Origin of the sequence: Paenibacillus sp. Aloe-11 (assembly GCF_000245715.1) — a bacterium.
In the GTDB taxonomy this organism is placed as follows: domain Bacteria; phylum Bacillota; class Bacilli; order Paenibacillales; family Paenibacillaceae; genus Paenibacillus; species Paenibacillus kribbensis.
The window spans coordinates 1-9,631 of sequence record NZ_JH601039.1 but is presented as its reverse complement, the minus strand read 5'-3'; the positions used below and the strand labels follow the sequence as shown (position 1 = coordinate 9,631).

Annotated in this window: 8 protein-coding genes and 8 tRNA genes; all 16 read right to left on the bottom strand. The window is 47.0% G+C overall.

Annotated features, from left to right (window positions below; all coding sequences use genetic code 11):
• Positions 1-1,057: ATP phosphoribosyltransferase regulatory subunit (locus WG8_RS00740; RefSeq protein ID WP_007428132.1), on the bottom strand; the 1,057-nt coding region annotated here is incomplete at its 3' end.
• Positions 1,058-1,359: 302 nt separating this feature from the next.
• Positions 1,360-2,511: an acyltransferase gene (locus WG8_RS00735; protein ID WP_007428131.1), complete on the bottom strand. Its 1,152-nt coding sequence runs from the start codon at positions 2,509-2,511 to the stop codon at positions 1,360-1,362.
• 144 nt (positions 2,512-2,655) lie between these two features.
• Complete coding sequence (locus WG8_RS00730; RefSeq protein ID WP_007428130.1) at positions 2,656-3,150, bottom strand: acyltransferase; 495 nt, start codon at positions 3,148-3,150, stop codon at positions 2,656-2,658.
• Positions 3,147-3,800: a pyrophosphatase PpaX gene (gene ppaX, locus WG8_RS00725; protein ID WP_007428129.1), complete on the bottom strand. Its 654-nt coding sequence runs from the start codon at positions 3,798-3,800 to the stop codon at positions 3,147-3,149. Before ppaX ends, WG8_RS00730 begins: the two co-directional genes overlap by 4 nt.
• Positions 3,797-4,852: a prolipoprotein diacylglyceryl transferase gene (gene lgt, locus WG8_RS00720; RefSeq protein WP_007428128.1), complete on the bottom strand. Its 1,056-nt coding sequence runs from the start codon at positions 4,850-4,852 to the stop codon at positions 3,797-3,799. Before lgt ends, ppaX begins: the two co-directional genes overlap by 4 nt.
• 42 nt (positions 4,853-4,894) lie before the next feature.
• A complete protein-coding gene (hprK, locus tag WG8_RS00715) occupies positions 4,895-5,833 on the bottom strand; it encodes an HPr(Ser) kinase/phosphatase (RefSeq protein ID WP_007428127.1) in 939 nt (312 codons plus the stop codon).
• Between the two features lie 341 nt (positions 5,834-6,174).
• Positions 6,175-7,299, bottom strand: a complete 1,125-nt coding sequence (locus WG8_RS00710; protein ID WP_007428126.1) for an ABC transporter ATP-binding protein — start codon at positions 7,297-7,299, stop codon at positions 6,175-6,177.
• A 103-nt stretch (positions 7,300-7,402) separates the two neighbouring features.
• Positions 7,403-8,545 carry a PucR family transcriptional regulator gene (locus WG8_RS00705; protein WP_007428125.1) on the bottom strand — a complete coding sequence of 381 codons (1,143 nt, stop codon included), beginning with the start codon at positions 8,543-8,545 and terminating at the stop codon, positions 7,403-7,405.
• A gap of 148 nt (positions 8,546-8,693) precedes the next feature.
• Positions 8,694-8,766: transfer RNA gene (locus tag WG8_RS00700), tRNA-Lys, on the bottom strand.
• Positions 8,767-8,773: 7 nt separating this feature from the next.
• Positions 8,774-8,859: transfer RNA gene (locus WG8_RS00695), tRNA-Tyr, on the bottom strand.
• A gap of 9 nt (positions 8,860-8,868) precedes the next feature.
• Positions 8,869-8,941 (bottom strand) — tRNA-Phe (locus WG8_RS00690).
• 77 nt (positions 8,942-9,018) lie between these two features.
• Positions 9,019-9,095: transfer RNA gene (locus WG8_RS00685), tRNA-Asp, on the bottom strand.
• A gap of 16 nt (positions 9,096-9,111) precedes the next feature.
• Positions 9,112-9,187: transfer RNA gene (locus WG8_RS00680), tRNA-Thr, on the bottom strand.
• Between the two features lie 4 nt (positions 9,188-9,191).
• A tRNA-Val gene (locus tag WG8_RS00675) sits at positions 9,192-9,267 on the bottom strand.
• A 10-nt stretch (positions 9,268-9,277) separates the two neighbouring features.
• Positions 9,278-9,354 (bottom strand) — tRNA-Met (locus WG8_RS00670).
• Positions 9,355-9,385: 31 nt separating this feature from the next.
• Positions 9,386-9,477, bottom strand: a tRNA-Ser gene (locus tag WG8_RS00665).
• Positions 9,478-9,631: the final 154 nt, after the last annotated feature.

Here is a 9,631-nt window from a genome sequence, read left to right as displayed (position 1 = left end):
CCCCAGCCGATAACGCCTCTTGACGCCCCTGCTCGTCATAAAGGATAAGTATGGGACGCTTCGTCTCAATCTCAATACCGTCCACACCGTCGACGATTCGATTCGTCTTGAGCGCAAATCCCGTCGCAGGCACGGACCGACCAAACTGCTGGAGCAGATTGTCATAGCGACCTCCGTTGCAGACGGGGAATCCAATTTCCGCCGCGTAGCCCTCAAAAGTCATTCCTGTATAATATGAAAAATCTCCGATCATGGTAAGGTCAATTAACACATGCTCAGATACGCCATAAGCCTCCAGCACTTCCCATACCTCGCACAAATGTGCAATAGATTGGAGCGTTTGCTGCTCCACGCTAAGACGGGTAGCCTGTTCGCAGATTTCTTTTCCACCGCGCAGCCGAAGAATAGCCTCCAGCTTATCCCGATGTTCAGCAGCCAAGCCCAAAGCCTCAATCGCTGTTCGGTAGCCCACTACATCACGGCCCAGCAGCAGCTCCTTTAGCGCCTCCTGCTCAGCCTGGCGACCTGGAATGATTTCCTCGAACAAGCCGTTCAGGAATCCCACATGTCCCATGGCAATTTTAAAAGAGGCAACTCCTGCTGCCTGCAACGATGCAATCGCCAATGCTACAACTTCCGCATCAGCCTCCGGCGAGTCATCGCCTACCAGCTCCACACCCGTCTGAAAGAACTCGGCTTCTCTTCCCACCTCTTCCTCAATCGCCCGAAATACATTGGCGTGATAGGAAAGCCGAAGCGGCACTTCCTCTTCCTTCAGCAGCGACGATACCACCCGCGCAATTGGCGCAGTCATATCAGACCGCAGCACCAGCGTGGTCCCCCGGTTATTGAGCAGCTTAAACAGCTTCTGATCCGAGGTGGAACTGGCCACCCCCACCGTATCGTAATATTCCATCGTAGGCGTCATAATCTGACGGTAGCCCCAACGCTCCATGCATTCGAGCACATTCCATTCAATCGCCCGCAGCTTCGACACCGCACGTGGTAGATAATCCCGAACCCCTATAGGAATTTCAAACCCTTTTGGCTTAGACATCTCTATCACCTCATGATTTCACAATATCTTTATCATGGTAAAGTGCTAACAAACTAAAGTATATTCGATATATTATCACGCCCTGCTTGTCAACGTCAACAGAATGGAGCCGCCCATTTTTAGAGTTCTCGTCAATGCGCTGCCCCTCTCTGTATTGTATCCACTGCCGAATTCATAAATCCTATAAGAAAATCATCTAATGACGTACTTCATGGAAGCAAGACCACGCGTAGCGGAAATTTTTCTTGCTAGAATCAAAAAAAACTGCCAGCTTCTCAGCCAACAGTCCATCTAAAAATTATTTAGCCACTCACCTGCTCGCCTTTAGTCTGGGAAGGCAGTTTCGGAATCGTGCCCAATCCGACCCAGGAAAACGGTAGATATCGAAAACATAATGTAACAATCAACCAGGAGCCAAACAGTGCCAATAACCATCCGCCAGCAATGGAGAAAATGTATTCTATCGGCGTTCCATGCAGGTCCAGCTTGCGATACACTCGCAATAATGCCGGGTGAAGTAAATAAATACCGAAAGAACATGCCCCCATCCAACTGATCCACGCTCGCAGCCTAGCATTCGCATGACGATAGAAGAAAACAGAAAACTGAAACAGCACTAGCGCAGATACGAGGGCATGTGCATTGCGGAGCAGTTCATAGACCAGCGAGTCTGCATAGATAGCTTTGCGATATGCTACAAACCATATCTGCACATAAGCTATACCCACGAATAGCCAAACCGCCCACAAGGCACACCAGCTGACCAGCTGTCTGCGACCAATTGATGTCCCAGGCAACGGAAAAAGCCACTTTTTAAACCCTTCATATCCAATCGCTACAGCAGCACCCAGAGCAAAATAACTGATATATGTAATCGCAAGACTTCCTCTTTCCACTCCCCAAACGTATTTGTTCAGTAATACAAACCCCCACTGAATGACCAACCCCGCTGCCAAAATAACAAAGGCGGCTCTCCGTGGGCTCCATATCCATTGCCTTAAACGCTGCACTCCCCACAGCAACAGCGGGAAGACCAAATAAAATTGGATAATGATAATAACATAATACAAATGCGTATATGCCTTTCCTGTTAACAGCACCAGCGGAAGATCACTGAGCGGCATCAGTCCGCGTGTCACCAAGGTCAAATAGTAGAGAAGTGAAAACAAAACATAGGGTAACACAATAAACATCAGTCTTTTCCGAAAAAACACAAGCATACTCTTACCTCGAAGCGGCCTATCCACATAATTGTAAAATAATACAAACCCGCTCACAAAAATAAACACCGGCACTGCAAAACTGCTAAACACATTTAAAAATAAAAAAGGATAAAATAATAGAGAATGACGCGCATCAATCAAAGCCATTGAAGTCGCATGAATAGTAACAACGGCTGCAATCAATATTCCCCGATAAATATCAAGCTCCGGTATACGTTCCTTTTTGACCAAATCAACACGCTCCCATATCGCCTTGTAAATATACTTATTTTCTATTTTTAAACATAACCAACATCCATTACCCTACTTATTATACAGAAAAACAACGCAAAAAGGCCCCTTAATCTATAAGAGACCTTCTTGCTGTGCTATTTATTATTCGCCTACACCGGAGCGTCTCAAATCACGCAATGGATTACCACCTACAAACGCTCCAGCAGGCACATCTTTATGCACCACCGCTCCGGCAGCTACGATCGCTCCGTCACCGATGGTGACACCTGGCAAAATGGTCGTGTTTGCACCGATCAACACATGATCCCCAATCACCACTTTACCGATACGATACTCCTGTATTAGGTATTCATGGGCCAGTATGGTCGTGTTATATCCGATAACTGAATTGTTTCCTATCGTAATATGCTCTGGAAAAAAAACATCTACCATGACCATCAGTCCGAAGGCCGAATGTTGCCCCACCTTCATACCCAGCATTTTGCGGTAAATGACGTTTTTCAGAGAAAGCACAGGACAATATCGGGCAAGCTGTATAAAAATAAAATTTTTAACGCCTTTCCAAGGGCTCACCGTCCGATAAATCTGCCACAACGCGTTAGGACCTTCTACGGGATAGCGTTTTACCTTCCTCACGATACATTGACACCTTGAAGCTCCAGCTTCAGCAAGTCGCGCATATCATGCAGCATGTAATCTGGTCCATATCCACGCAGCGTTTCCTCGCCCTTGAGCGACCAGGCAACACCCGCAGATTTCACACCTGCCGCCTGGGCTGACAAAATATCAAAGGAACTGTCTCCGACCATCAACGTATGCTCCGCTTCAGCGTTCAAGCCAGCTAATGCTTTAAGCACTGGCTCTGCATGCGGCTTCGGATGCTCCACATCGTCTACCGTCACAATATAGTCCATCGAGGAGGTCAGATTGAACAGATCAAGTACGCGCATCGTGGATGGTCGTATTTTGGTTGTCACGACCCCTAGCTTAATTCCTTGCGCACGAAGCTCCTGAATAACCTCAATTACATGAGGAAATGGCTCCACCATTCGGTCATGGTGAACCTGATTATAAGCACGGTAGCCTTTAACTAGCTCAGAGACATCCGTTAATCCCGAAAAAGTACGGAGCTGATCTTCCAGCGTTCCACCCATATGGGGAATAATATGCTCCCGAGTTAGCGGATCAGCATCCGGATGATTCAAAATGTGCAAAAACGTGCTGATAATCAGTTCATTCGTATCCATGATGGTGCCATCCAAATCAAACAAAATCGTGTTTATCATAGATGCTCCTTCTTGTCCTCGTCCGTTTCTTCCTTAGGATGCTTATCCGCTGTAACAGTTGGAGGAACCGTATCTTGTCCTGGGCGGGATGCTTGCTCTGGCGTCACGTCAGGTACCTGATCAATCCCCGTCTTGCTGGAGACAATCGGGTCGCTATATCTCGCAACGGATGAACCCTTCCGACGACGAACCAGGATGAAAATTACTGCAGCTACAATGATGAAAATAGCAAGCAGCTGTGAAATCCGTACGTTGCCGTAATTCGGGTCCAAGTACCCTGGCTCAAACCCTAGCCACACCATAGGGGACCACAGAGCATTCAGAAAAGAAGCCATCCAGTCCGGCCCCTGAAAAGCCAAGCTGTCTGTCCGCACCCGCTCGATGAAAAAGCGACCGATAGAGTACCAAATAAAATAAAATGCAAACATTTCGCCCGCACGTACAAACTTCATCCGGCGAATCACAAGCAGCAAAATCACGCCTACGATACTCCACAGCGATTCATACAGGAACGTAGGGTGGTGGAATACTCCGTTAACATTCATCTGATTCACAATGAAATCCGGTAAATGCAGTTGATTCCGCAAAAAGGTTTCTTCCGTCGGTCCACCGTAGGCTTCCTGATTGACAAAGTTACCCCAACGTCCAATTGCTTGACCAATTAGCAGCCCCGGCGCACAAATATCAGCGATACGCCAGAAGTTATACCCTTTATAGCGGAAATAAATGACTGCACATATGATCGCGCCGATCAACGCGCCATAGATCGCAATACCGCCATTCCAAATTTTGAAAACATCCCATAGATTATCTCTGTAGTCTTCCCACTTGAAGGCCACATAATAAATACGCGCTCCAATAATAGCCGATGGGACGCCTAGCAGCAGCATATCCATAAAAAAATCCTGTGGAATACCGAATCTTTTTCCTTCACGGATGGCCAGATATAAACCCACAAGCGCCGCCAGCCCCAAAATTAGCCCATACCAGTGGACCTTAATTGCCCCGATGGAAAAAGCAATCGGATTCAGCAATAATGTTGCCGTTGACATATGTTTCGCTCACTCCTTTTTCTTCCTTGCAAACACCGGCCCTTAATCCATATCTTCCATATCTTCGGAGATCGTAGCGGTCAGCTTATTCGTAAATTGCAGGGCTGCGTTAACGCCCATTTGTTTCAAACGATAGTTCATCGCTGCCACCTCGATAATAACAGCCAAATTTCGGCCCGGACGAACTGGAATCGTAACGAGCGGAACATCTGTATCAATAATACGTGTCGTTTCTTCATCCAGGCCTAGACGGTCATACTGCTTGTCTTGTTGCCATGCCTCCAGACGGACGACCAATGTAATCCGCTTGTTATTACGAACAGCACCTGCACCAAACAGCGTCATCACATTAATGATACCCACGCCCCGAATTTCCAGCAGGTGACGAATCAACTCAGGTGCCGTGCCATGCAGCTGAAAATCAGACGTTTGCCGAATTTCTACCGCATCATCCGCTACCAAGCGGTGTCCACGCTTAACCAGTTCCAGCGCCGTTTCACTTTTACCAATCCCGCTGCTGCCTGTGATAAGCATACCTACGCCATACACATCACACAATACACCATGAATGGTCGCTGTAGGAGCCAGCTTTCTTTCCAGAAAACCCGTAATGCGGCTTGATAAAATCGTCGTCGCCATATTGGTTCGCAGTACAGGTACATCTCGCTCAGCACTCGCCTTCACTAACTCATCAGGTACTTCCAAAGCACGAGTGATAATGATACATGGAGTCAGCTCTGTACACAGACGCTCCATCCGATCCCGTCTCTCCTCAGGAGGCAGCATACCCAGAAAAGCCAACTCAGACCTCCCCAAAAGCTGCACCCGCTCTTGTGTATGGTATTCAAAATACCCGGCCATCTCCAAACCCGGACGATTCAAATCGTCGACTGTGATGAGTCTGCGCAGACCCTTTTCACCGGAAATAACCTCCATTTGAAACTGCTGTACAAGCTCGGATACCTTTACCTTTTTAGCCATCGTATTCTCCCCTTCATCTGCAAAACCGGATTCTATACGTTATTTGATTTATGTAGCTTTACCTATTAACTATACAGCCTCACGCCAGTCCATCCTGTACCAGCCCAAGCCTCGCTGTATTCAAACATATGATTTCAGGCTGCCTCTGGTTCCGACCGTTTGAATAATCTCACATATAACCCTGCTACAAAGCTTGCCTGAACCCAGACCTGTACCATTGTACCCATCGTATCGGAATTTTCTAACGAATGCAATGCCGAAGCTGGTAGCTGTAGGACATATACAAAAAGAGCCGCCGTTTTCCCGGTCGGGAAAACGGCGACTCTCTTTACAGGCTGATCTTATTCACCAACCAAAATGCTCAATTCCGATTCTTTATCGAAAATATGAACCTTGTTCATATCGACAGCCAACTTCGCTTTGACACCATCACGAGTATTGGAACGTCCGTCTACACGAGCAATAATCGTATCATTTCCGGCACCACTCAGGTACAACAGCATTTCGTGACCAAGATTTTCCGTTACGTCCACCGTGGATGTAAAGATCGTATTCGGAGAAGCCTCCAGGAATACAGGCTCTTCATGAATATCCTCAGGACGGATACCCAAGATCACTTCTTTGCCGATATAACCCTTCGCTTTTAAAATCTGACCTTTACCTTCAGGCACGAACAGCTCCAGACCTGGTGCTGTGAAATGCAACGCTCCTTCTTTTTCAACCAGCTTACCTGAGATAAAGTTCATTGTAGGAGAGCCGATAAAACCAGCCACGAACAAATTCACTGGACGGTTGTACAGTTCATCCGGGGATGCAGCTTGTTGGATAATACCATCCTTCATGACTACGATCCGATCACCCATGGTCATTGCTTCGACCTGATCATGTGTTACGTAGATTACAGTCGTTTCCAAACGCTTAGCCAGCTTCGTGATTTCCGCACGCATCTGACCACGCAGCTTGGCATCCAGGTTGGACAGTGGCTCATCCATCAGGAAGACTTGCGGATCACGTACAATCGCACGTCCCAAGGCAACACGCTGACGCTGACCACCCGACAGCGCTTTCGGCTTGCGATCGAGCAGATGCTCAATATCAAGGATTTTAGCTGCTTCACGTACACGTTTATCAATTTCTTCTTTCTTCACCTTGCGAAGCTTCAGACCAAAAGCCATGTTTTGGTACACGTTCATATGCGGATACAAGGCATAAGACTGGAATACCATCGCGATATCGCGATCCTTTGGAGCCACGTCGTTCACAACACGATCTCCAATGTACAATTTACCGTCCGAGATTTCCTCCAGACCAGCGATCATACGAAGTGTAGTAGATTTCCCACAGCCGGAAGGACCAACCAATACGAGAAATTCTTTATCTTGAATGTCCAAATTGACATCAACAACCGTAGCTTTATCTGCACCCGGATATTTTTTGAAAATATGCTCTAAACGTACGCCAGCCATAGCTTTTGCCTCCCCAAGGTCAAGTTTTGAAATCGAATACATTTTCTACTTGTATCTTACCCTAGTCCCCAAAGCATGGCTATTCGCAAACTGCACAAAAATGCTATTTCCTTTTTGTCACTTTATACAATAGTAGATAAAGCTTCACCAGAACTGCATCATTAAACGTCCGAACATCCAATCCCGTCTCCTGTTTAATTTTGTCCAGACGGTAAATTAGCGTATTTCGGTGTACATACAGGCGCTTAGCTGTCTCACTTACATTACAGTCCAGTTGAAAAAAGATATCCAATGTACCTGCCGTTTCTGGGTCTTTCAATATGACAGACGATTTCATTAGCTGCTCCAAAAATAGTATCCGTTGCTCCTTGGGAATGCGATTTAACAGCCTTTCCAAATGAAGCTCCCATGAAAAGTGGATGTGCTCTGTTACATGAAAAATTTTCCCAAGGTGGATCGTCTCCCATAACATATTCAGCTCTTTGGGTAGATTTCGTGCAGGAATTAACGGCTTGGATACCGCCAAATGGAATACACCCACCCACTCATTCGCAATAAGCTCGTATAAGCCCAAACTAAAAGCCGTAAGGACCTCCTCCAGCGATTCCGTAAAATCCGCATCCCTGGTTTCAGCATCTTTATCCCGTTCGTCGTCTGCTCCTAACAGAAGCTCTTTTTTAGCCATAATCAACCAAGATTGCTTATCGAGTGGAACAAGCAGCACCTCTCCACCAAAATAACTGGCCAACAATCGATGCAGCTGCGGGAAGGCAATCCCACCCTCCTGTGTTCCCTCGCCATTCAGTAAAATCGGAACCATACACGCCGATAGTGAATCGTGAAGCTGCAACTCTTCGGGAACCTCTTCTTCATTGTGCAGATTGGCAGCCTGCTGTATAAGCCATTGTCCAAAACGATTCATCTGCTCTTCCTCGCTATACATCGGATTCATCGACAATTGCGCCCCATTCTGCCACATCTGCTCCATGTTCCCCAACAGCGCTTCTACCAACTGTCGTTCCCGATCGGTCAAGTGTCTGGCCTCTACCATAAAGGCAGCCAGCTCACCCACCGATGCGCGAAACGGGAAATATAACTTGTTATCACGTATAAACGATCTATTCGGCATAACTGAATCTGCTGATTGACCTTCTGCCGTCATTTCCGAACACCAGGACACTATGGTAAAAGGCGCTTGAATAATATTCTGAAGCTGTTGCTGAATCCATTCCGTATTCAGAGTCACACGATCACCACTTCACTTTTTTTGAATATGCACAAAGCGAACATAATGAACCCATTATAACCCGTCGATACCGTAAAATAAAAAAGTGATTAAAAACATAACTTAAACAGCACAAAAAAAGCCATCAACCTAAGTTGATGACTTTCGATGAGCCATGAAGGACTCGAACCTTCGACACCCTGATTAAAAGTCAGGTGCTCTACCAACTGAGCTAATGGCTCATAAAACTGGTGGAGGATGATGGATTCGAACCACCGAACCCGTAAGGGAGCAGATTTACAGTCTGATGCGTTTGGCCACTTCGCTAATCCTCCATATTAAGGTGGCTCGGGACGGAATCGAACCGCCGACACGAGGATTTTCAGTCCTCTGCTCTACCGACTGAGCTACCGAGCCATACCCACTAACAAAAAATAAAGTGCGGAGGGATTCCCCTTCCCACTTTAGTACGGTTAAACTATGATATTGAAAAATGGCGGAACTGACGGGATTCGAACCCGCGATCTCCTGCGTGACAGGCAGGCATGTTAGGCCTCTACACCACAGTTCCCTATATTTTTCATAAATGGTGCCGGCGAGAGGACTTGAACCCCCAACCTACTGATTACAAGTCAGTTGCTCTACCAATTGAGCTACACCGGCACGGTGGTGGAGGCTGAGGGGATCGAACCCCCGACCCTCTGCTTGTAAGGCAGATGCTCTCCCAGCTGAGCTAAGCCTCCTGGGTATGTATGGTAGCGGCGGAGGGGATCGAACCCCCGACCTCACGGGTATGAACCGTACGCTCTAGCCAGCTGAGCTACACCGCCATAACATAATATTTCGCAAGCTTGTCCTAAATGGCGGAGAGAGAGGGATTCGAACCCTCGCACCACTTTCGCAGTCTAACCCCTTAGCAGAGGGTCCCCTTATAGCCACTTGGGTATCTCTCCAAATAAATAGACGCACTTAGCGATAATCAAGCTAGTTATTCTACATATTATACTGAATATTAAGCCTAATTCAAGGTGTTACACCCTGAAAACTGGATCCGAAACTTCATTGCGTCTTATCTTTAGGATAAGCCCTCGACCGATTAGTATTGGT